Below are 22,993 nucleotides of genomic sequence, written 5' to 3' on the forward strand. Positions count from 1 at the left end.
GGACCGGCGGGCGTGGCCATGACATGCAGGGCGACCGCCCCGATCACCGCCTCGATCACCGCAGTGGGAGAGACGGCGAGGGGCCCACGTTCTTCACCGCGCGGAGCGCGCTGCGCACCGCGGGGAGCCGCACCCTTCGATCCAGGATGTCGGCCGAGGCCGAACCCGAGCCGCGCACGTTCATCGCATGCCTCTTCGAACTCACCCCCGCGTTCCTCGTGGAGCCGACGATGCCGGAGGTGCGGGTCCACGCCGCGATGACCCGCGACGCACTGGTGACGTACGCCCAGAAGCATCGACTGGATCTGCTGGGCCCGGAGTTTCGACAGCGAGGCACGCCGCCGGGAAGCGATCTGGAGTACCGAGTGCTCGTCATCGTGGCTGCACGGACGCCATCCGGTGGCCCTTCGGCCAGGCCGGCCTCGAGGACAGCGCCAGCCGCACGCTCCACGTTGCCGAACGGCTCCTCACGGGCCAGCCCGCGGCGGCCTGAGCTCGCGCGGGAACCGCCGGCCACGCACACCGCGACCGGCCACCGTCGAGCGACCGGCACAGGTGGGGCCCCGACGCCTGCGGGCATCGGGGCCTTCCGCCTTTCCGGCCAGTCCTACCGGTACATGTCAGCGGGCGAGGAGCTTCGCGAAGAAGGCGAGTGACCGGTCGACCTCGCCCAGGGACGGACCTCGGTTGAGGTGTCCGTGCGGCATTCCCGGTGAGAAGTACGTCTCGACGGGAACGCCGGTCTCCTCCAGTTGCCGGGCGAGCAGCTCGCCGGACGGGCGCAGGTCGTCGTACTCGGACAGCACGATGCCGGTCCGGGGCAGTCCCGTCAGGTCCGCCGCTCCGGGCATCGCGTCCACCGGCAGTCCGCTCACCCTGCCGACGTAGTTGCGCACCATCTGCTCGATCGACTCGGGCGTGAACCGCATCATCGGAGGCAGGACGCCCAACTCCCGCGCGCTCTCCGCGTCCAGCGACGGGGTCGGGAAATGGACGAACGGATACGCGAGGAGCAGGCTGTCCGGCAGGCACTCGGCCCTCTCTCGCAGCCGAAGGGCCGTGGAGAGGGCGAGGGCGGCACCGGCACTCGCGCCTCCGAGGCCGGCCGGACCGGACCCCGTCCACCCCGTCTCGGTGAGCCACAGCCACGCGGCGTGCGCGTCGTCGACGGGGACCGGGTAGTGCGTACCGTCCGCGGCCAGGCGGTAGTCGACCGAGACCACCAACGCCTGGGCGCGCTTGGCGAGTTCGGCGGACACCACGTGCGCTTCCGGCATCTCCAGATTGCCGCCCGCGAACCCGCCGCCGTGCAGCCACAGCAACGCGCACCGCGGCCGACCGCTCGGCCGGTAGATCCGGACCGGGATGTCACCGTGCGGGCCGGGAACCGTACGGTCCTCGGCCTCGACATCCCCCAGCTCCCATCCGTCGGGGTCGGTGAAGAACTCCACGAGCCTGCTCATCGCCTCCGGGTCGGCCTGCGCCGCCTCCCAGTCGGGCAGTCCGTCGAGGAGATGGATCTTCTCGGCGAGGTACGGATCGAGCGGCATGGTCTCTCCTGGCGGTGCGGGTGGATGACTGCTCTGGGCTTGGCCGAGCTCAGACCGCGCCCCAGCCGTTGTCGACGGGCAGCACGGCACCGTTGATGTTGCTCGCCGCGTCGGAGGCGAGGAACACGATCGCGGCGGCCTGCGTGTGCGCGGGAGCGGGGTGACCTACGTTGCCCATGTAGGAGCCCAGCACCTGCGGGCCGAGCGCCTCCGGGTCCGCGGTCACCTGGATGTTGGTGATGGTGCCGCCCGGGGCGATCGCGTTCGCCCGGATGCCCTTGTTGCGGTACATCACGGCGAGCGACCTGGTCAGACCCACGACTCCGTGCTTGGCGGCGGTGTAGGCGGCGCCGGCCGCCGAGCCGCGCAGCGACGCCTCCGAGGCCGTGAACACGATCGACCCGTGACCCGCCGCCAGCATATGCGGCAGCGCGGCCCGGGTCAGCAGGAACGGTGCCGTCAGGTTGACCCGCAGCAGCCGCTCCCACTCGGCGTCGCCCACGTCCGCGAGCGCGGACATGCTGTCCATGATCCCGGCGTTGTTGACCAGGACGGCGATGCCGCCGAACGTCTGCACCGCCGTGTCGACCACCTCGTCGACGACCTTCTGCTCGCTCAGATCGCCGGCCACGGCGACCGCCGTGCCGCCCGCCGCCTCGATCTCCGCGACCACGGCAGCGGCGCCGTCCGCGTTGAGATCGGCCACGAGCACCTTCGCACCCCGGCTCGCGAACTCCAGCGCGGTCGCCCGCCCGATGCCGGAACCGGCGCCCGTGACCACGACCCCGCGGTCCGCGAATTGCTCGATGCTGCTCATGAGTTGCTCGCTTTCATGGATGCGCGACGACCCGAGGCCGGTTCACGGGATTCCCCGGAGCGCACAGAAGGTGTGTTGATCCACGGGCGTGGCGACCTGCGGCGCGACCACGCCCGTACCCACTCGGCTCGGGACGGTCTCGCCCGCGGCCTCGAGTTCCCGTATCAAAAATCTATCACTCAAAAAATTTAGCGGCTAGCCTCCGCCGGCGAGAGCACAGCTCCACCTGGCTGAAAGCCGGGAATCCTCAACGGCCTCATCGGCCTGCTGGCCGGCGTCTCGTCCACCCCCTTCATCGTCAAAGCGGACGGCGTGCAGGGCAAGCAGCGAGTGCTGGTCATCATCACGGCGCTGGGGCTGGTCGGCGACCTGGTCGCCGCCGTCTCCACCAACTACGAGACGCTGCTCGTCGGCCGCGCGATCTCCGGCTTCTACGGCCCCTCGATCGCGCTCGTCTACGCCCTCGCCCGGGACGTCTTCCCGCCCCAACTGATCGGCCCGGCCAGCGGCTTCCTCGGCGGCGGCATGGGCGTCCTCGCCCTCGGCGGCCCCTTCCTGTCCGGCTGGATCCTCGACGACTACGGCTACCGCGGCGTCCTGTGGTTCATGGTCATCGCCACCGCGATCAGCCTGCTGGCCCTCGTCCCCGAGAGCAAGGTGCGCGCTGCGCACCCTCACATCGACTTGATCGGCGGCGTCATGCCCGGAGGCGGCCTGGCATCGATCGTCTACGGCATGGGCAGGGGCGCGAACTGGGGCTGGGCCAACGGCCGGACACGGACCCTCATCTGCGGCGGACTGCTCGCAGTGATCGTCTTCCTCATGGTCGAGAGCAGGTTCTCCCACCCGATCTTCCCCATCACCCTGCTCGGACGCCGACGGATCTGGTCGACGTTCATGGTCGCGCGCCTCCACATGGGGGGCGATCTTCGCACAGGGCACCGTCCGGCGGGCGGCCCCCACGTGCTGTGCTGGGACGCCCCGCCGTGCTCTGCGTCACTCGTGCGGTGTCGCCTCGGCACCGGAGGCGGCGGTCGCCGCCATGAAGACACGGGTGAACGACTCCGCGATCGCGGCGATGTCCACCGACGGATCGTGCATCCACTGGATCTGCAGTCCGTCGAGCACGGCGACGATCACCCTGGCCAGGTTCTCGGCGGGCTCGTCGGAACGGAACACACCGCTCTGCTGCAGCGTGGACAGGTCCTTGGTGACCTCCGCGGCGAGGTTGCGATAGCGCTCCGTGAAGTAGATGTGCGCGGAGCTGTCCGGATCGGTGGCCGCCGCCGACAGCGTGACGTACAGCTTGGCGAGGCCCGGGTGGTCCGTGGTGTGGTGGGCGCTCGCCGCCATGTTCTCCGCCATCTGCCCGGTCGCGTAGGTGGCGTGGCCGACCTTCTTGCCCACGACGTCACGGTGTTCCAGGACGGCGAGCAGGAGGTCCTCGCGGGTGGGAAAGTAGTACGTCAGCGCCGGCTGCGTGACTCCGACCCGGTCCGCGATGTCCTGCAACGAGGCGCGCTCACCGTACTCGTCCACGGCCTCGTAGGCGGCCTCGAGTATCTGCTCACGGCGTGCGGCGCTCTTGCGGTAGGGGCCCCTCGGCTTTCGTCTGCCGCCGGCCCCGGACGTTCCGCCGGGGCCGACGCCGGAAGGTTCAGCGGACATGGACCGGCAGCCGCTTGATGCCGTGGACGAACCGGTGCGGCAGCCACTCCGGCTCCCCCACCTCCATGTCGGGCACACGGGTGAGCAGTTCACTGAACAGCACACTGAGCTGGGTCTTGGCCACCGTGTGTCCCAGACAGAAGTGGATTCCGCCGCCGCCGAACCCGATGTGCGGGTTCGGCGACCGGGAGAGCACGAACTCGTTGGGGCGGTCGAAGACGGACTCGTCGCGGTTGCCCGAACAGTAGAAGAGCGCCACCTTCTCGCCGGCCCGGATGGTGGTGCCGCCGATCTCGGTGTCGACCTTGGCGATGCGGGCGAAGTTCATGACCGGCGAGCCGTGCCGCACGAACTCATCGACCGCCCGGTCGATGCGCGACGGCAGGTCCGCCATGAGCCACCGCTTCTGCTCGGGGTTCCTGGCCAGGGTGAGCGCGGTGAGCGAGGTGGTCTGCTTGGTCGTGTCGTTGCCCGCGGTGGAGATCATGACCATGAAGGACCCGATCTCGTCGTCGGTCAGCCGCCGGCCGCCGATCTCCGCCTGGACGATGTTGGTCATCAGGTCGTCCTTGGGCCGGCGCCGCCGCTCCCGGGCGATCTCGATCGCCGCCTCGCGCAGCACCTGCACCTGCCGGCTGACGAACGCCATGCCGTCCATGCCCGAGGCCAGGTCCTCCTCGGTGGGACCCGCGAAGAGCACCTCGGCGGCCTTGCGGACGGCGTCCCGGTCCTTCGGCGCGATGCCGATCATGTCGGAGACGGTCCGCATCGGAAGCTGGGTCGAGCACTCCGCCACGAAGTCGATGTCACCCGCACCGACCAGCCCGCGCACGATCTCGCGGGCGTCGGCCTGGATCTGTGCCTTGATGCGCCCGATCTGCTTGGGCGTGAAGGCCCCGCTGATCAGCCGCCGGAAGGTCATGTGATCGGGCGGGTCCATGACGAGGAAGAAGGAGGTCTTCTGCTCCAGCCCCTTGGGCAGGGGAGTGACACTGACCCCCTCGGCCGAGGAGAAGACCTGGTGGTTGCGGCTCACGGCGACGATGTCCTCGTGCCGGGTCACGGCCCAGAAGCCCGTCTCGCCGCCCGGTTGGCCGTCGGCCAGCGGTTGGTGCCAGGTGAATCCGCCGTCGGCCCGCAGCCGGGCGAAGGTCCGCTCCCGCTCCTCGAAGGTCTGGGACCAGAACTGCGAGCTGGAGATGTCGAGTTCGTGGTACGGGCGTGGGGACTGGGGCCGGCTGTCGGTTTGTGTCACGTCGCTCTCTCCCGTGGTCAGGACGTGGTGGGGGGAACAGGTTGCGGCTGATAGGTGAAGCGGGTGAGGACCGCGTCCGCACCCAGGGCCTCGACGCCGATCACACGCCCGGTGAAGCCTCCGGCGACCTCGGTCGAGAGGTAACGCCCGTCGACGGTGGCGAGGGTGTGGAACTCGGTGCCGGTCAGGTGACCCAGCTGGATGTCGTCCGGCCCCTTGGCGAAGCTGTACTGATCGGTGTTGGCCACCGCACGCAGGAAGAGGGGTTGGTCCGCCGGGATGCCTTCGGCGATGCCCAGTGTCTGATCGAGCGGGCCGATCACCGCGCGGGCGGACAGGGTGCCGCCCTGTCGTTCCACGCCCACCCAGTGCGCGTCGTCGATCCGTACGACCAGGGCCGCGTCACCCTCGGGCAAGGTCGCGGTGACCGTCCACGAGGCGTCGCGGGTACGCACGGCGAGCAGACGTTCGACGTCCCGCGCCCCGGGCAGCCGGCCAGCCGACAGGCGCACCCCCGCGCCCTCGTGCGGGGTCGTGAAAGAGCGGGGGTCGACGCCGGGTGCGATCCAGCGGGGGTGCAGCCGCGGTGCGTCGAAGTCGTCGGTGAAGGCGGTCGCCGCTTCGGGGACGTCGAACCGGTCCTCGACGACCACGGGCCAGTCGTCCACCCAGTCCACGCCGGTGATGAAGGTCTCGCGCCCGTTGACGTGGGCCTCGGGGAAGGAACCGCGCGGCCGGACACCGAGGTGCACCATCGCCCAGGAGCCGTCGGGCAGTTCGACCAGGTCGGGGTGACCGGTGTTCTGCACGGGGTGGTTCGTACTGCGGTGCGAGAGGATGGGGTTGGCCGGGTGCGACTCCCACGGACCGGACGGCGACTCGGAGCGCGCGACGGACACCCCGTGCCCGGGACCGGTGCCGCCCTCGGCTGCGATGAGGTACCAGTAGGCGCCGTGCCGTACCAGATGGGGGCCCTCGGTGTGCGCCATGTGAGTGCCGGTCCAGATGATCTGCGGTTCGGACAGCACCTTGCCGGTCGCCGGGTCCACCGTCACCTGGGCGATGCCCTGCGGGATCGACCAGGTCAGATAGCAGGTGCCGTCCTCGTCCCAGGCCAGGTCCGGGTCGATGCCGATCGCCCCGGTGGTGTACACCGGGTCGGTCCACTCCCCCGCGGGGTCGCTCGCGCGGACGATCATGTGGCCCTTCATGACGTCGTCGCGGTTCGTGGTGATCACCCAGAACTCGCCGTCGTGGTGACGGATGGTGGGCGCGTAGATGCCGGCGCTGGCGCCCTCCCGTCCCAGGCGCAGGTTGAGCTGGCTCGGGCGGTCCAGGACGTTGCCGATCTGCTCCCACCGCAGGAGGTCACGGCTGTGGAAGATCGGGACACCCGGGAAGTACTCGAAGGAGGAGGTGACCAGGTAGTAGTCCTCGCCGACCCGGCAGATGGACGGGTCCGGGTGGAAGCCGGGGATGATCGGGTTGAGGTTGCCGGCCATGTCGATCTCTAGTTCCTCACGCTTGCGAGCGGGGACCTCGGCGAGAGCCCGAGGTCACCCTAGCCAAAAATTTTTGGAAGAAAAAGATTCAGTGTGGTCAGTCGTGCGGAGACACGACTGGCGTGCTGAGGGAGTGGGGCACGACCGGGTGCGGTGGTCAGGCACCGCACCCGGTCGGCCGTCTAGGCGACCGTGACGGTCGCGGTGTGGGCGAGTGCGTCGCTGGCCAGTCCGGCCAGCACGGTGACCTCGCCCGGCTCGATGCCACGGCTGCCGTCGACCAGGGTGTAGTGCAGCCGCTCCACGGGCGCTTCGAGGACCAGCTCCCGGCTCTCCCCCGCGGCCAGCGCGACCCGCTGGAAGGCGATCAGCTGCCGCACCGGACGAACCACGGTGGCGAACTCGTCGCGGGCGTACAGCTGCACGACCGTCTCGCCGTCCACGGTCCCGGTGTTGGCCACCGTCAGCCGTGCCCGGATCGTCCCGCCGTCGAGTTCGACGGCCTGCTCGGCCAGGTCGACCTCGAAGGTGGTGTAGGACAGTCCGTGCCCGAAGGCGTACAGCGGGCCCTGGACGTCCAGGTCGCCGTACCCGTGCCGGGTGCCGGTGGGGTGGTCGTAGCCGCTGCCGTGATGGTGGCCGTGGTAAAGCGGGATCTGGCCCAGGTGGCGCGGGAAGGTGCTGGGCAGCTTGCCGCTGGGGTTGATCCGCCCGAACAGCGTGCCCGCGATCGTGGCACCGCCTTCCTCTCCCAGCAGCGGCGCCAGCAGCACCGCGCTGGAGGCGCGTGCCGCTGTCGCCAGCAGCAGCGGCCGGCCCGAGATCACCACGCTGACGACCGGCTTGCCGGTCCCGGCCAGCAGCTCCAGCAGCTCCTCCTGGTCACCCGGCAGAGAGGGCGAGACCGAGCTCTGCCCCTCCCCCGCCGTGTTGTTGCCGACCCAGCCGGTGCGCTCGCCGAGGACCGCGAGGACCACGTCGGCCTTGTCGACCGCCGCCCGCACGATCCCGGCGTCGAGGGAACCGTCCTTCTCGAAGCTTCCGACCGACGCGAACTCGACGTTCGCGTCCGACTGCCGCACGGCGTCCAGCACCGTCAGCGCCTCGGGGTGCAGATCGCGCGCCACGCCTTCGAACGTCCCGTCCATGCCCGGCATGCGGGTCTGGAAGATGTCGGTGAAGTTGAAGGTCGCCGGGTCGACTCCGGGCACCTTGCCCTCCATGACGGCCATCATGCCGATCGGCATCTCGGCGTTGGACACCGAGGTGTAGGCGCCGAAGTGGATACGCAGTTCGTCGGCGGCGGGACCGACGACCACGATGCGCCGCCTCCCCGGAGTCAGGGGCAGGATGCCGTCGTTCTGGAGCAGCACCGTGCCGCGGGCGGCGATGGCCCGACGGACCTCCGCGGCCTCGGCACGGTCCGGCCCGGAGGTGGCGCCCAGGGCCGGCTGCGGGCTGAAGCTGGGGACCAGGCCGATCCTGGCCTTCATGGTCAGCACCCGGGCCACGGCCACGTCGACGACCTTCTCGTCCAGCCGGCCGGAGGACACCTCGTCCACCAGGTGAGCGTAGTTGGTGTCGCCCGGCAGCTCGACGTCGAGGCCCGCCGACAGCGCTTGCGCCGCCGCCTCACCCTCCGTACGGGCCGTGCAGTGATGGGTGCGCAGCAGGTTCACCGCGTCGTAGTCACCGACCACGAGTCCCTCGAAGCCGAGGGTGTCGCGCAGGAAGTCGGTCAGCAGCCAGCGGTTCGCGGCGGCCGGCACACCGTCGATCTCGTTGTAGGAGTTCATCACCGCCGACAGGCCCGCCTCCGCGATGGCCCGCCGGAACGGCTCCGCGTACTCGTCCACCAGCGCCCGCCGCCCGAGCTGCGTGATGGCCTGGTTCAGCCCGCCCTCCGAGTTGCCGTAGCCCAGGAAGTGCTTGCCGGTCGCGAGCACGCCGGGCTCCTGCTGGACACCCCGCACGAAGGCCACCGACATCCGGGCCGCCAGCTCCGGGTCCTCGCCGTACGTCTCGTGCACCCGGCCCCAGCGCGGATCCCGGTTGATATCCATCACCGGCGAGAACATCAACTGGATCCCCGCGTCACGCATATGAGCCGACGTCACGGACGACGCGCGCCCGACCAGCTCCGGATCCCAGGTGGCTGCCTGCGCCCACGCCGTGGGGAACTGCGAACCCGAGGCGTGCAGGAAGCCGTTGATGCCCTCGTTGTGGACCAGCGCCCCGATCCCGAACGGCGACACGTCGCGAACGCCGGCCTGGATCTTGCCGAGCTGCACCCGCAGGGTGTTGGCGTCCCCGCCGAGGAACCAGGCCAGGGAGAGGTGCCCGAGGCCGTGCGGGCGCAGCTGCTTCAGACGGCTGGTGTCGATGCCGGGGACGTTGGGCAGTCCCTCCTCCGGCTGACCGAACAGCTCGGGGGTGTTCAGACCGCTGAGCTGCGCGACCTTCTGCTCCAGCGTCAGCCGGGACACCAGGCGTGCGATGTCGTCGGGGCCCCATGAGCCAGTGGCCATGTCACTTCTTCTTTCGTTCGCGGGTGGTCGGTCGTCGCGGCCCTGGTGTTCGGGGCCGCGACGATGAGGTGGACGCGCCGTCAACCGGTGTCTTCCCGGCGGGGCATCGCGCGGAAGGGGGACGAGCGGTGCGTCACTCGACGGTGACGACGACCTCGGCCGGCTCGCAGTCCGGTGCCGACGCGAGCAGGCGGATCTTGCCCGGACCGGTCGGGCGGATGACGGCGAGGGCGCGGCCTTCGTAGGTACGGCGCTCGGCCGCGTCGAAGCGCTCCTCCGTCGATGGGACGGCACTGCCGTACCCGATCAGTTCACCGGTCCCCGAGACCTCGACGCTCACCACGCGGTCGGCCCCCGTGTGGCAGATGCCGTCCGCGTCGGTCAGGGTCAGGTCGATGTAGGCCAGGTCGCTGCCCGTGGCCCGGACGAGCTCGCGGTCCGCTCGTGCGGTCAGCCGGAGCGGCCCCGTGGCCGACCGCAGGGTGCCGCGACCGACCTCCTCGCCGCCCGCGTAGGCGATGGCGACCAGCTCGCCGGGTGCGTAGACGGTCTCGAACTCGGTGCGGAAGGCGTGCTCCGCGCCGACCGGCTGGCGGCCCAACGACTCGCCGTCCAGCAGGAGTTCGACCTCGTCGGCGTCGCTGTAGACCTCGACGGTGATCGGCTTCCCGGCGAAGCCGGGCCAGGTCCAGCTCGGGATGGCGTCGCTCCACGCCCACTGCGAGCCGGCCCAGGTCTTGCCGTGGTGCTCGGGCCGGCGTACGGCGATGTACGGCTCGGTCCGCAGGCCGAAGACGGTCTCGCGGTAGTAGGAGGCGGGACGGCGGTACCCGGTGATGTCGATGTCGCCACAGCCCGCGACCAGATAGGGGTACGGCGCGACATGGCTGGGCTCGGGCTCGCCGGGGGCGATGTACTGGGGGCGGCCGACGCCGACCTCGCCCAGGTAGTCCCACCCGGTCCAGGTGAAGTCGCCGATGACGTGCGCGTTCCGCTCCACCAGGCGCCAGTTGCCGTCGATGCGGGTGGGGAAGGTCTCGGTGCCGAGGATGATCCGGTTCGGGAACAGCTCACGGTCGAGTTCGTAACGGGCTTCGGCGTAGTTCAGCCCGGCCACGTCCACGACCGCGAACGACTCGGCCGTACGCTCGCTGACCAGCTCGGAGGAGCTGATGGCGTTCATGGCGTCCCCGGCGTTCGCCATGGCCGTGTTGATGCCGGTGTCCTCGTCCATGGCCGGCTGCTGCGCCTGCTCCATCAGGGCGCCGAGCTCGGACATGACGGCGAGCATGCCGTTGACGGAGTTGGTGACGTAGCGGGCGGGGTCGAGCGAGCGGACCTTCTCCGCCAGCCGCCGTCCCCACACCGCCCCGAACGGCGATCCGGTCTCCGGGATCTCGTTGCCGATCGAGTACATGATCACGCTGGGATGATTCAGGTCCTTGGCGACCATCGCCTCGATGTCCCGCTCCCACCACTCCGGGAAACTCAGGCTGTAGTCGAACTCGCTCTTGCCCGCCGTCCACACGTCGAACGCCTCGTCCACCACCAGCATCCCCAGCCGGTCACACGCCTCCAGCATCGCCCGGCTCATCGGATGGTGCGACATCCGGATCGCGTTGAACCCCGCCTCCTTGAGAATCTCCACCCGCCGTTCCTCCGCCCGCGCGAAGGTCGCGGCGCCGAGGACTCCGTTGTCGTGATGGACACAGGCACCCCGCAGCTTCACACCCTCCCCGTTGATCCGCAGCCCGTGATGCCGATCCAGTTGCAGCGTGCGGACACCGAAGTCGGCGGTGGCGGTGTCGACCTCTCCGGTCTCGTCCTTCAGGGTCACGGTGCAGTTGTAGAGCGTGGGCGTGTCGGTGCTCCACAGCGCGGGCTCGCGGACGTAGAGCCGCTGCCGTGCGAGCGCGGACTCCCGGGGCAGCACGCTGAGCTTCGCGACGTCGGTCGCGACCACGGTCCCCTCGGCGTCCCGGATCTCCGTGACGACGTCGACCGTACGCAGGGCGATCGAGTCGTTGTCGACGCCGGTGGCGACCTCGACGACCGCGCGCCGCGGTTCGATGTCCGGGGTGCTGACGCGCAGACCGTCGGTGGTGATCCGGACGACGTCGCCCAGGTGCAGCCATACGTCGCGGTAGATGCCGGCCCCGGTGTACCAGCGGGAGTCGCGGTGGGCGCGCGCCTCGACCCGGATCTCGTTGTCCTGGCCGAAGCGCAGGAACCGGTCGACGTCGATGAAGAAGTGCGAGTAGCCGAAGGGGCGCTGCCCCGCGTAGTCCCCGTTGACGAAGACGGTCGCGTCACGGTGGACACCCTCGAACTCGACGAAGATCCGCTTGCCGCGGTACTCCTCCGGTACGGCGAAGGTCTTGCGGTACTCCACGACCACGCTGGGGAAGTAGGCGCCGGCGCCGCCTTCCATGGTGGCCTCGCCGTCCGGCGCGGTGCGCTGCTGCCCGATCATCGCGTCGTGCGGGACGACGACCGGCTGGAAGGGAACCGTGTGACCCGACAGCTCGGCAAAGGGATTGACCTTGGGACGGGCCTGCCAGCCTTCGTTGAAGGGCGTGCCGATCATGTGAACTCCATGAAGTGTCGGGCCTTGCCGGGGCTTCGTCGAACGGTTGGTCGCGGACGAACCCCCGCTGTCCTGCCCAGGCGGCATCGCTGTACGTGACGGCGACGTTTCGATGGTGAAAATCTATCACTCAAAAAAATTAGAAGCTAGAGCGTCGCCGCATCAGCCCGTGGCGTGCGTACGGGCATGTGGATCGGCTGCTCTGAACACCCTGGAGCCGAGGCGACGGCCAGAAGAGGGGCCGCGGGCATCGACGTCGCGGCGACCGTCCCGCCCGTGAGATCGAACGCTTCGAGCGGCACGGTCCGCCGCCCGGCCTGGACACCCTGGCCGCCCGGCGGAGGGCTCATGGCGACCGGTGCCGCGAAGGCGACACCGAGGACTCCGCACGCGCCACCGCCGGAAGCCGAGCCGCTCGCCACACCGACGAAGACGGCCCGGGCCCCCACCGAGCAGACCTCCCTGGAAGACCGGACTCAGCCGCCGACGGTGATCGTGGCGACACAGGTCAGATCATCGCTGGCGAACCCGGCCAGGATCGTGACGTCACCCGGATCGATCCCGCGGCTGCCGTCGGCCAACGTGTAGTGCAGCCGCTCCACCGGAGCCTCCAGAATGACGTCCTCGCGCTCCCCCGCAACCACCGCTACACGCTGGAACGCGATCAGCCGGCGTACTGGACGCACCACGGTGGCGAACTCGTGCCGCGCGTAGAGCTGAATCACCGTCTCTCCGTCCACCCGACCGGTGTTGGTCACCGTCAGCCGCGCCCGGATCACCCCGTCCGCACACTCGACCGCCGCGCCGCCGCCCGGCTCGGCGAACACGAGGCCGAACGTCGTGTACGACAACCCGTGCCCGAAGGCGTACAGCGGCCCCTGCGTGTCCAGGTCGCCGTACCCGTGCCGCTTGCCTGTCGGATGCTCGTAACCGCTGCCGTGGTGATGCCCGTGGTAGAGCGGGATCTGCCCGAGATGACGGGGGAACGTGCTCGGCAGTTTCCCGCTCGGGTTGATCCGTCCGAAGAGCGTCCGCGCGATCACCGGGCCCGCTTCCTCACCCAGCAGGGGCGCGAGCAGCACCGCGTTCGACACCCGCGCCGCCGTCCCCAGCAGCAGCGGACGGCCCGACACCACCACGGTCACCACTGGCTTGCCCGTCTCACCGAGGTGCTCCAGGAGCTGTTCCTGATCGCCGGGCAGAGCCGGGCCGGCCGTCGTCTGGTTCTCGCCGGCCGTGTTGTTGCCGACCCATCCGGTGCGCTCGCCGAGGACCGCGACGACCACGTCGGCATCCGACACCGCCGCCCGCACCGTCGCCTCGTCGAGCGCGCGGTCCTTCCCGAACCCGCCCAGGGGTACGAACTCGACGTCCGCGTCCAGTTCCCGCAGAGCGGCCAGGACGGACCGGGCCTCTGGGTGCAGCTCGCGGGCCACCTGTTCGAGGGCGGGGGCGATTCCGGGGATGCGCGTCGTGAAGATGTCGGTGAAGTTGAAGGTCGCCGGGTCGATTCCGGGCACCTTGCCCTCCATGATCGCCTGGCCGCCGATCGGCATCTCCGTCATCGAGACAGAGGTGTATCCGCCGAAATGGATACGCAGTTCATCGGCGGCCGGGCCCACCACGACGACGCGTCGTGCGCCCGGTGCCAGAGGGAGAACGCCGTCATTCTGGAGCAGGACCGTGCCACGGGCGGCGATCGCGTGCCGGACTTCGCGGGCCTCCGCCCGGTCCGGACGCACGGCCCGGCCCTGCCGTGCTCCGAACTCCGGGATGAGCCCGAGGCGCGCCTTGACGGCCAGGACGCGGCTCACGGCACGGTCCACGAGCTTCTCGTCCATCCGCCCCGCGGCCACCTCGTCCACGAGGGCCGCGAAGTTGCGGTCGCTGGGGAGATCGACGTCCATGCCCGCGGTGAGCGCCTGCACCGCGGCCTCCCCTTCCGTCCGGGCGGTGCGGTGGTGCGTGCGGAGCATGGTCACGGAGTCGTAGTCGCTGACGACCAGGCCGTCGAAACCGAGGGTGTCCCGCAGCAGTTCGGTGAGCAGCCACCGGTTGGCGGCCGCGGGCACACCGTCGATCTCGTTGTACGAGTTCATCACCGACGCCAGCCCCGCCTCGGTGATCGCCCGGCGGAACGGCTCGGCGTACTCGTCCACCAGCGTCCGGCGCCCGAGCTGGGTGACCGCCTGGTTCAGCCCGCCTTCGGAGTTCCCGTACCCGAGGAAGTGCTTGGCCGTGGCCAGGACACCGCCCCCGGCCTGGGCCGCCCGCACGAACGCCACCGAGATCTGCGCGGCGAGTTCCGGGTCCTCGCCGTACGTCTCGTGCACCCGGCCCCAGCGCGGATCCCGGTTGATGTCCATCACCGGCGCGAACAGCAGCTGGACCCCGGCATCGCGCATGTGGTCCGCCGTCACCGCCGCCGCCCGCCCGATCAGCGCCGGATCCCAGGTCGCCGCCTGCCCCCAGGCCGTCGGGAACTGCGTACCGGACGCGTGCAGGAAGCCGTTGATGCCCTCGTTGTGGACCAGCACGCCGATCCCGAAAGGCGAGACCTCACGCGCCGCCGCCTGAACCCTGACGAGTTGCTCGCGCAGGCTGTCGGCGTCGTGGCCGAGGAACCACGCCAACGACAGGTGGCCCACGCCATGGGGACGCAGTGCGCGGATGCGCCCGGTGTCCACGGCCGGCCCGCCGCTCTCCGCCGCCTCCATGGTGAACAGATCAGCTGCGCTCAGCGCACTGATCTGCGCGACCTTCTGCTCCAGAGTGAGCCGGGAGACGAGGCGGGCGATGTCGTCGGGGGTCCATGAGCCTTCGGCCATCTCAAAGTTCCTTCGTCTGCGGGTGGTTCCGGCGTCGGAGACCGAATGCGCCGCCGCCGTCGCGCCCGGACACCGGCTCGCATATCGGGACCGAGGCGTTCGGGAAGCTCCTGGAGGCGGGCCGGCCTGCGGGCCCCGCCGGCTTACGGGGGGCGGCGGGACGGCCGTGGACGCACGGAGAATTCGCCATGTCGAAAATCTATTGCTCATCAAATTCGAGCGCTAGCCTGCACGCCGAGAACATCGCGATTCTCACTCTCCGTGACGAAAGAGCCGAGGTGTCGCATGACCATCGAGGTAGACTCATCGCGTCATGAAGACGGAACCGGCAAGTCCGGTTTCGGTGCGCGTTTCGCACTGATCCTGATCGCTCTGCTGTGGGCATCCCAGCTCAACGGCCTCATGGGTCTCATGAGCGGGAACGCCCAGTCGCAGATCGCCATCCACTACCACACCACCCAGATCGCCTGGTTCAGCCAGATCGGTCTGCTCATCGGTGTCGCCACGACGCCGTTCACCGCCAAGCTCGCCGGCATGTACGGCAAGAAGCGGGTGCTGGCCACCATCACCGCGCTCGGCCTGGTCGGCGACTTCGTCGCCGCCTTCTCCACGAACTACGAGACCCTGCTCGTCGGCCGTGCCATCAGCGGTTTCTACGGCCCGTCCGTGGCACTCGTCTACGCCCTCGCCCGGGATGTGTTCCCGCGTCGGCTCGTCGGCCCCGCCAACGGGCTGCTCGGCGGCGGCATGGGGCTGCTCGCCCTGGGCGGACCGTTCCTGTCGGGCTGGATCCTCGACGACTTCGGCTACCGCGGCATCCTCTGGTTCATGACGATCGCCACCGGCATCAGCCTGCTGGCGCTGCTGACGCTCGTGCCGGAAAGCCCGGTGCGTGAGGAGCGCACCCCGCTGGACTGGACCGGCGGCATCCTGCTCGGCTGCGGTGTGGCCTCCGTCATCTACGGCGTCGGCGAAGGCAGCGGGTGGGGCTGGACCAGCGGCAGGACCCTGGCTTTCATCGGCTGCGGCCTCCTCGCCGTACTCGCCTTCCTGGTGGTCGAGAGCAGGGTGAGCCACCCGATCTTCCCCATCTCCCTGCTCGGGCGACGCCGGGTGTGGTCGACGTTCATGGTCACGGGCCTGATCACCGGCGCCACGTTCGGCCAGGGGATGATCCTCAACCTGCTCGTCCTCATGCCGAACATCCCCGGCCTCTCCGACGGCCTGGGCTGGTCGGCCACGAAGAACGCCTGGGTCGGCGCCCCGGCCAGCATCCTGATCCTCGCCACCTCGGTGGCGACCGGGTTCCTCGCCCGCCGCGTCGACACCCGGATCCTGCTCGCCACCGGCGGTGCGCTGATGGTCCTCAGCACTCTGCTGATGTCCCAGTTCCACTACGGCGTCGGTCAGTTGATGGCGATCGGTGTCGCCACGGCGCTGGGCATGGGGCTGATCATGGCCCTCGTCCCGATCATGATCATCGAATCGGTGTCGCCGAAGGAACAGGCGATGGGCAACGGCGCGCAGAACATCATGACGGGAGTCACCCAGGGTGTCCTCACCCAGGTGGCCTTCGCGCTCGTCGCGCACGACAGCAACGTGATGAAGGGGACGGCCTTCTACGTCGACGACAGCTACTCCATGTCGTACCTCACCTTCGCCGGCATCCTCGCCGTCGCCACGGTGCTCGTCGCCCTGATCCCCAAGACCAAGCACCTCGACGAGGTGGAGGTCGGCCAGGCCGCCACCGCCACGGCCGCGGTCTGACGAGAACCCGTCGGACGGGAGCCCTCCAAGGCGGCATCACCCTCACTGCGGGAGGTGCGCCCCCGGGGCCCGCAAGAACGTGCACCTGCCGGCGAACGCACCGGGCGCACCGTGACGGCACGCGCCGTCGTCGCCCGGTTCGACCAGACGTTCCACTCCGCCGGCCTCCCCCACGACCACGTCTCACTCGCCAGCCGCACCGTGGACACATCGGACCGCCTCAGCTTGCGCGACGGCCCGGACCGCCTTGAACTCGGCTTCGTGGACGGCGGCCGTTGCACCCGGCGGCGCCGGGAAGATGGAGGTCTCCTGCTTAAGGACGCCAGGCACCACGGGAAGGAGGCCGCCGGGGTCATCGGGGCCTAGGAAGCCGTGCGGACCGAGAAGCATCGACCCGTGACGTGAAGTCGCCCGGTCTGCGCGGGTGCCAGGCCCGCCGCCTCACCCGTGGATCTTGCCCGTTCGTCGATCGGGCGCTCACCTCACGGACGGCTTCGGGGTCGTTCTCGATGTGTCCCGCGGCGGCCGCCTGTGCCAGGACGCTGGCGGCGTTACGCCGGGACGGCTACGTCCTCCTGCCCGGGGGCAGCACCCCGGCTCGGCGGCTGCGCCTGGCGACCGGACGACCAGCAGCAGATCGCCCTGCACACCGCCGGGTACGCTTCGAGTTCTTCCAACTGGCCCGGAAAGCCCGCGAAGAAGGCAGTTGAGAAGACGGCCGCAACCGCCCCGGCGCGTCAGGAACCGATCGGGGTTGTCCTCCGGGCGGCCTCCGGGTGCCGACCGTCGCGGCATCCTCACGGCCGTTGTCAGGGCGGCGGCTACGCGCTCGAAAAGAGGCACCGCCTCCGCCATGTGCCTCTGGATCAGTGGGCGCACCGGTGTCGGCGGCCGGTCCCCCGCCGCGCTCGCCCGGGGCGGGGGACCGTACCAGCCGGAGCAACTCGCCGCCGGCGCGCAGGATGTGGTCGCGCTGCCGGGCGACGTCGCAGCCAGGGTGCCTTCCTGCGGTCGGCGGGCCGCTCAGGACTGGTCGTATCCGCCGCCTGCGATCTCATCTACCAATGACGGCCGGGAGGGCTTCCAGCCCAGGACCTCGCGTGCCTTGTTCCCGGAAGCCTGTTGGTCGAGCATGAGCGCCTCGCCGAAGGCGCCGAGCCGCTCGATCGTCGCGGTGGCGTCCTCGGGAAGGACACGGCCCTCGAAGCCGCGCCGGTGACTCGCCGCCTCGCCCAGCTCGCGCACGGTCGGGTTGACGCCGCCGGCCCCCACGTAACGGGCTCCGGCCTCACCGTGCTCGAGAGCTGCCACGTAGAGCTCGGCCAGGTCGTCGATGTGGACGGTGGTCCAATGCTGCGTACCCGGTCCCACCAACTGCAGGGCGGGGAGGTCGCCGGTCTGCTCGGCGGCCGTGATGACGTTGGGGATGCCCTTGCCGTGGCCGTAGACAATGGCGGGCTCGATCAGAATGGAGCGCACGCCGGGGGCTTCGAGGAAGCGGGCGTCGGCTTCGGGGTGCCAGGCCACGATGGCGGGAGCGTCGCTCGGTGAGTTCTCGGTGATGTCGCCGTTGTCGCCGTACACCCAGATACCGCTCGTGTGGATGAAGACACCGCCCTCGCGCAGCCCGTCCAGGGCCGCCTCGGAGAAGTCGATGTCGGCGGCGGCACTGTTTTCGTCGCCCGGCGACGCGGTGGTGATCACGGCGTCGGACGCGGCCGCGACACGACGGACGGTCTCGCGGTCGCGCATGTCGGCGATGACCGGCATTACACCGTCCTGGCGCACCGCTGCGGCCTTTTCCTCACTGCGGACCAGGGCCGTGACGGTGTGGCCGGAGGCGAGAAGGGCTGAGAGGACGCCCGAGCCGATGTAGCCGGTGGCGCCGGCCAGAAGGACCTTCATGGGTTCACTGCTCCTGGAGAGGGTCTGGGTTGTGCTGTGCCCTCAGTGTCGCCACCCCGCAGTATTCGACGGAAACGAATACTCTCGATCTCCTCAATCGCCTTCGGCTATGACCGGAGTAGGGTCGGAGAATGGAGCACAGGCAGCTTGAGTTCTTCGTGGCCGTGGCGGAGGAACTCAACTTCACCAGGGCAGCACAACGCACGCATGCGGTGCAGTCGACTGTCTCGGCCAGTATCCGTGCTCTGGAGGCGGATCTGGGGGTGCAGCTGTTCGAGCGCAGTACGTCGCGCGTGGCCCTCACCGAAGCCGGCCAAGTGCTGCTTCCGGAAGCGCGACAGGCACTCGACGCACTTGCCGGGGCCCGCTCGGCTGTGGACGGGCTTCGCACCGGTATCACCGGCAGCCTGCGCATCGGCACCCTGTCGGGCCTCACCGCAGTGGATCTCCCAGGCTTGATCCTGGACTTCCGCCGGCGTCACCCCGGTGTCCGGGTCAGTCTGAAAGCCGACGCCGCCGGTACCAACGGGCTGCTGGAAGGGCTGAGTTCACAGACTCTCGATGTCGCTTTCGTCGGCGTTCAGACCCTGAGCGTGCCCGCTGTGCACCTCGACGCCATCGCCACGTTCCAGCCCCGGCTCATGGTGGCTGCGGACCATCCGTTGGCCGGCCGGGAGAGCGTGGCCCCGCGCGAGGTTGCTGATGAGGCATTCATCGATCTTCCCCCGGGCTTCTGCAACAGGATCCGGTCCGACAACGACTTCCGGCGTGCCGGAATCACCCGGACGATTGCCGTCGAGGTAGCTGACCTCAGCACCATTCCCGGATACGTCGAGGCCGGGCTCGGCCTCGCTCTGGTTCCGCCGCTCGCCGCGGAGGCCGATGCCGATGTCGTACCGGTCGCCCTGGATCCCCCGGCGCAGACGTGGACGCTCGCCCTGGCCCGGAACGGGACCACGGCGCCGACGCGCGCGACGCGCGCCTTCGCTCAGTTGGTCGACCGCCACGTCGTGCGCCGGGACTTCTACTGAGGATCGCTCTGCCCGTCCCTCGGCAGCAGACCCGACGCCGCCGTGCTGTCACAGCGCCCCTGCCGTCCGGCCGCGGACTTGTCGGAACGCCGCTCCGGCCGGGCATTCACTGCCAGGCACCCGTGACGGGGACCCGGCTTCGAGCCCGTTCGGGGCGCACGGTCCGTCATCCCGTCGGCCGGACCTGGCGGACAAACCCCGGCCGGACGGGCGCCGGGAGCCGCCCGCGCTGTGCCGGAAGGACGAGCGGTCGGGCGTGATCCGATGCTCAGCCGGTGGTGGCCGCGAGGCCTTTGCCGCCGTCGGGGCGAGCGAGGTTCGCGGGGCGGAGCAGTTCGGCCAAGCGCTCCGCGGGGAGAATGCCGTTGGCCACCAGGATGCCGGTGACGGAGCGTCCGGTCGCCAGGGCCTCCTGGGCGACGGCTGTCGCCGCGTCGTACCCGATGACCGGGTTCAGCGCCGTCACGAGCCCGATCGAGTTCTCCACGAACGAGCGCGTGACGTCGGCGTTCGCGGTGATTCCGGTGACGCAGCGCGCGGCCAGCACGCGACAGGCGGCCGTGAGAAGCGAGATGTTCTCCGCGAGGCAGCGGTATATCAGGGGCTCGAAGGCGTTCAGCTGGAGTTGGCCGGCCTCGGCGGCCATCGTCACGGCCATGTCGTTGCCGATCACCTGGAAGGCGACCTGGTTGACGACCTCGGGGATGACCGGGTTCACCTTGCCGGGCATGATGGACGAACCCGCCTGCACCGGCGGGAGGTTGATCTCGGCCAGGCCGGCACGCGGCCCGGAGGACAGCAGCCGCAGGTCGTTGCAGGTCTTGGAGAGCTTGACGGCGATCCGCTTCAGCACGCCGGAGAAGTGCACGAACGCACCGCAGTCCTGGGTGGCCTCCACCAGGTCGTGGGCGGTGGCCAGCGGGAGCCCGGTGATCTCGGCCAGGTGGCGGCGAGCGGCCTCCGCGTACCCAGCGGGGGCGTTCAGACCCGTCCCGATCGCGGTGGCGCCGAGGTTGATCTCGTGGAGAAGGGCCACGGACTCCTGCAGGCGGGACCGGTCCTCGCCCAGCATGACGGCGTAGGTGCGGAACTCCTGGCCCATGGTCATCGGCACGGCGTCCTGCAGCTGGGTCCTGCCCATCTTCAGCACGTCGTGGAACTCCTCCGCCTTCGCGGCGAAGGCCTGTTCCAGCTCGTGCAGGGCGTACGCCAGGTCCTGCGTTGCGGTGACGGTCGCGATCCGTACGGCGGTGGGGTAGACGTCGTTCGTCGACTGGCTGAGGTTGACGTGCTCGTTGGGGTGCATGTGCCGGTAGTCGCCCCGGGCCAGGCCGAGAAGTTCGAGGGCGCGGTTGGCGATGACCTCGTTGGCGTTCATGTTGCTCGAGGTGCCCGCACCGCCCTGGATGGCGTCGACGACGAACTGGTCGTGGAGCGCACCATTGCGGATCTCCCGGCAGGCTCCCACGATGGCGTCGCGGAGGTCTTCGTCGAGGAGACCAAGTTCATGGTTGGCCAGCGCGGCGGCCTCCTTGACCGCGGCGTGGGCGACGACCAGGTCGGGGTACGACCCGATCGTCGTCCCGGAGATCGGGAAGTTCTCGCGGGCCCGCGCGGTGTGGACGCCCCAGTAAGCGTCTTCCGGCACGGCCTTGTCGCCGATCAGGTCGTGCTCGATGCGGACGCTCATGCTGTGTCCTGCTTTCTCGAGAAGGGAGAGGGACGGCGGGCGGCCGGTGGCGACGGCCGCCCTCGACGGTGTGTTCTCAGTGCGCCAGGGGGGACAGCTCGCCGTCGTCCGGGACGCGCTGCTCGGCCGGGGCCAGCGGGTGGTCCGCCATGTGGCGGGCGCCGGCGTTGACGCCCCACCAGTAGAAGGCGAGGCTGCCGAGGAACACGATGATCGAGTCCCAGGGAGCCGTGATCACGTCGGTGCCGAAGCTGCCCAGGTAGTCGGCGACGTAGAGGAAGGTGAAGAACAGGACCAGCCAGACGCCGCTGCGAAGGTGGTCGATGCTTCGGGGCCGAGGCCGGCGCCCGCCGCACTTTCCGACCAGCCAGGTCATGCCGGTGCCCGGCACGGGCCGCCCTGCGGCAGCGACGTCGGCCGCGCATGCCGGGCCGCCTGATCACAGACCGGAACCCAGGGTCGAACCGGTCGCGACGCGCTTCTGGGCGGCCCAGGGCGTTGACACGGAGCCGGGTCGCATCGTCGCGGTCGCTCTCGGCGACTCGGTCGAGGCGCTCACCGGGCCGGCGGCGAGGGCTGCCGGCCGGGCTCGGCGGCCTAGCGGAACGGGTGGACGTGCCGTCTCGGCCGACCCGCGGAACCCCGTCCGCACCGTCCTGGCGTGCGGATACCACCAGCCACTCGTCGCCGTCAGGCGAAGCCGAAACGTTCGGCGGTGGTGACGGCGAGGGTGTCCTTGACCAGGGCGAGCGCCGCGCCGAGGGGGCTTGAGCGCCCGCCGCTCACTGTGATGGCGCCCGCGTCGGGGCAGCCGTACACCACGGCCTTCTCCGGCCCCTCCAGTGCGTACAGCGGGTCGCCCGGCGCGGTCTCCTGCAGCCGGACCTGCACGAGAAGGGGCTCGTCCGCCCTCGCGTCGGCCACCGCCCGCAGCCGGCGTCCGGCGGCGGCCGCCCTGACCGCGGCCGACGCGGTACGCGCATCCACCGGTTCCGTCCTCGACCGTACGGCTGCCGGATCCCACCTCCACAGCAGCGCCGCCAGGAGCCGCACTTTCGTGGCCGCATCGAAACCGGACAGGTCGGCCGAGGGGTCGGCCTCGGCGATGCCCCGCCGGCGCGCCTGTGCCACCGCTTCGGCCAGGGATTCGCCCGCCGCCAGGCGGTCCAGGACGAAGGTGGCGGTGCCGTTGAGGCATGCCCGGACGGACTCGCAGCCGAGGCCGCGCATCCCCGTTCGGGCCAGGTCCCCGGCAGGCAGGGCGGCTCCCGTGGCGGCGGAGATCCTGATCAGGGAGCGGCCCGCCCACGCGGCCTCCTCAAGCTCCCGCCAGCGGCTGAGCAGATGGCTCTTGGTGGCGGTCACCACGTGCACGCCTCGCCGCAAGGCCAGCGCGGCCTCGTCCCCGGCTTGTCGGGACTCCTCAGGTGAGGAGGGCAACGTCTGCACCAGCACGGACGCGCCCGTCTGGCCCAACGTCCGCTCCAGCGGCGCCAGCGGCTCCCAGGCCGACCGCGACTCCGGCGGCTCACCCTCGCGTGGCAGGCACTGCGCCGCACGGACGCGAACCGCCGCGAGCCGCAGGCGGACCCCGTGCCGAAGGGTGATCTCGGCACCACGAGAGATCAGATGTCCGGCGAACGCCCGGCCTACCGGGCCGTAGCCCGAGAGCACCACGGCAGCCTGCTCGGGTGCGCGGTCCAGGGTGAGGGGGGTGATGACCAAGGCGTCTCCCTTGTCGGTCCTGTCACTGAAGGGGGGTGCCGGGACCGATGCCGCGGGTGACCGCGGACACACCAGGCCACACCCCTTGCCTGCTACACTTGTCTCAATGTTAACTTTAAGCAGTCGACCCAATGTCAACA

At 70.1% G+C, this 22,993-nt stretch carries 15 protein-coding genes and 1 pseudogene; 4 read left to right on the forward strand and 12 right to left on the reverse strand.

Going from position 1 to position 22,993, the window contains the following annotated elements; genetic code table 11:
- Positions 1-146: 146 nt before the first annotated feature.
- Positions 147-656 carry a hypothetical protein gene (locus ABZ490_RS24245; protein WP_358993423.1) on the forward strand — a complete coding sequence of 170 codons (510 nt, stop codon included), beginning with the start codon at positions 147-149 and terminating at the stop codon, positions 654-656.
- Here the strand turns inward: ABZ490_RS24245 and ABZ490_RS24250 are convergent.
- Positions 621-1,550, reverse strand: coding sequence for an alpha/beta hydrolase fold domain-containing protein (locus tag ABZ490_RS24250; protein ID WP_358993426.1), 930 nt, complete (start codon positions 1,548-1,550; stop codon positions 621-623). The two genes, ABZ490_RS24245 and ABZ490_RS24250, sit on opposite strands and share 36 nt — an antisense overlap.
- Before the next feature lie 49 nt (positions 1,551-1,599).
- Positions 1,600-2,367 (reverse strand): SDR family NAD(P)-dependent oxidoreductase, encoded by a 768-nt coding sequence (locus ABZ490_RS24255; protein ID WP_358993429.1) that lies wholly within the window; start codon positions 2,365-2,367, stop codon positions 1,600-1,602.
- 312 nt (positions 2,368-2,679) lie between these two features.
- On the opposite strand from ABZ490_RS24255, the pseudogene ABZ490_RS24260 reads away from it, so the two are divergent.
- Positions 2,680-2,967: pseudogene (locus ABZ490_RS24260) on the forward strand (MFS transporter); the annotation flags it as partial.
- 396 nt (positions 2,968-3,363) lie between these two features.
- Here the strand turns inward: ABZ490_RS24260 and ABZ490_RS24265 are convergent.
- The 6 genes from ABZ490_RS24265 to ABZ490_RS24290 form a co-directional block, all read right to left on the reverse strand.
- Entirely contained in the window at positions 3,364-4,035 is a 672-nt protein-coding gene (locus ABZ490_RS24265) for a TetR/AcrR family transcriptional regulator (RefSeq protein ID WP_358993432.1), read from the reverse strand.
- On the reverse strand, positions 4,025-5,290 hold the full coding sequence (locus ABZ490_RS24270) for a cytochrome P450 (RefSeq protein WP_358993435.1): 1,266 nt from the start codon (positions 5,288-5,290) through the stop codon (positions 4,025-4,027). The genes ABZ490_RS24265 and ABZ490_RS24270 overlap by 11 nt, the downstream gene beginning before the upstream one ends.
- Before the next feature lie 17 nt (positions 5,291-5,307).
- Positions 5,308-6,792, reverse strand: coding sequence for a family 43 glycosylhydrolase (locus ABZ490_RS24275; RefSeq protein ID WP_358993438.1), 1,485 nt, complete (start codon positions 6,790-6,792; stop codon positions 5,308-5,310).
- Between the two features lie 182 nt (positions 6,793-6,974).
- On the reverse strand, positions 6,975-9,320 hold the full coding sequence (locus ABZ490_RS24280; protein WP_358993441.1) for a glycoside hydrolase family 3 N-terminal domain-containing protein: 2,346 nt from the start codon (positions 9,318-9,320) through the stop codon (positions 6,975-6,977).
- A 133-nt stretch (positions 9,321-9,453) separates the two neighbouring features.
- Positions 9,454-11,907 (reverse strand): glycoside hydrolase family 2 TIM barrel-domain containing protein, encoded by a 2,454-nt coding sequence (locus ABZ490_RS24285; protein ID WP_358993444.1) that lies wholly within the window; start codon positions 11,905-11,907, stop codon positions 9,454-9,456.
- Between the two features lie 476 nt (positions 11,908-12,383).
- The gene (locus tag ABZ490_RS24290) at positions 12,384-14,735 is read right to left on the reverse strand and encodes a glycoside hydrolase family 3 N-terminal domain-containing protein (RefSeq protein WP_358993447.1); all 2,352 of its coding nucleotides are present in this window, start codon (positions 14,733-14,735) and stop codon (positions 12,384-12,386) included.
- A 285-nt stretch (positions 14,736-15,020) separates the two neighbouring features.
- On the opposite strand from ABZ490_RS24290, the gene ABZ490_RS24295 reads away from it, so the two are divergent.
- Positions 15,021-16,502, forward strand: coding sequence for an MFS transporter (locus tag ABZ490_RS24295; protein WP_358993449.1), 1,482 nt, complete (start codon positions 15,021-15,023; stop codon positions 16,500-16,502).
- A gap of 1,023 nt (positions 16,503-17,525) precedes the next feature.
- On the opposite strand, the gene ABZ490_RS24300 is transcribed toward ABZ490_RS24295, so the two are convergent.
- Positions 17,526-18,407 (reverse strand): NAD-dependent epimerase/dehydratase family protein, encoded by an 882-nt coding sequence (locus tag ABZ490_RS24300; protein WP_358993452.1) that lies wholly within the window; start codon positions 18,405-18,407, stop codon positions 17,526-17,528.
- Between the two features lie 131 nt (positions 18,408-18,538).
- On the opposite strand from ABZ490_RS24300, the gene ABZ490_RS24305 reads away from it, so the two are divergent.
- Positions 18,539-19,438, forward strand: a complete 900-nt coding sequence (locus ABZ490_RS24305; protein ID WP_358993455.1) for a LysR family transcriptional regulator — start codon at positions 18,539-18,541, stop codon at positions 19,436-19,438.
- Positions 19,439-19,706: 268 nt separating this feature from the next.
- Here ABZ490_RS24305 and aspA read toward each other — a convergent pair whose 3' ends face one another.
- The 3 genes from aspA to ABZ490_RS24320 all read right to left on the reverse strand — a co-directional run bounded on the left by aspA (position 19,707) and on the right by ABZ490_RS24320 (position 22,853).
- Positions 19,707-21,128: an aspartate ammonia-lyase gene (gene aspA, locus ABZ490_RS24310; protein WP_358993458.1), complete on the reverse strand. Its 1,422-nt coding sequence runs from the start codon at positions 21,126-21,128 to the stop codon at positions 19,707-19,709.
- Between the two features lie 76 nt (positions 21,129-21,204).
- Positions 21,205-21,519 carry a hypothetical protein gene (locus tag ABZ490_RS24315; RefSeq protein ID WP_358993461.1) on the reverse strand — a complete coding sequence of 105 codons (315 nt, stop codon included), beginning with the start codon at positions 21,517-21,519 and terminating at the stop codon, positions 21,205-21,207.
- A gap of 299 nt (positions 21,520-21,818) precedes the next feature.
- Positions 21,819-22,853, reverse strand: a complete 1,035-nt coding sequence (locus ABZ490_RS24320; protein ID WP_358993464.1) for a homoserine dehydrogenase — start codon at positions 22,851-22,853, stop codon at positions 21,819-21,821.
- Between the last annotated feature and the right edge of the window lie 140 nt (positions 22,854-22,993).

It is taken from the genome of Streptomyces sp. NPDC005811 (assembly GCF_040630405.1).
Taxonomy (GTDB): Bacteria; Actinomycetota; Actinomycetes; order Streptomycetales; family Streptomycetaceae; genus Streptomyces.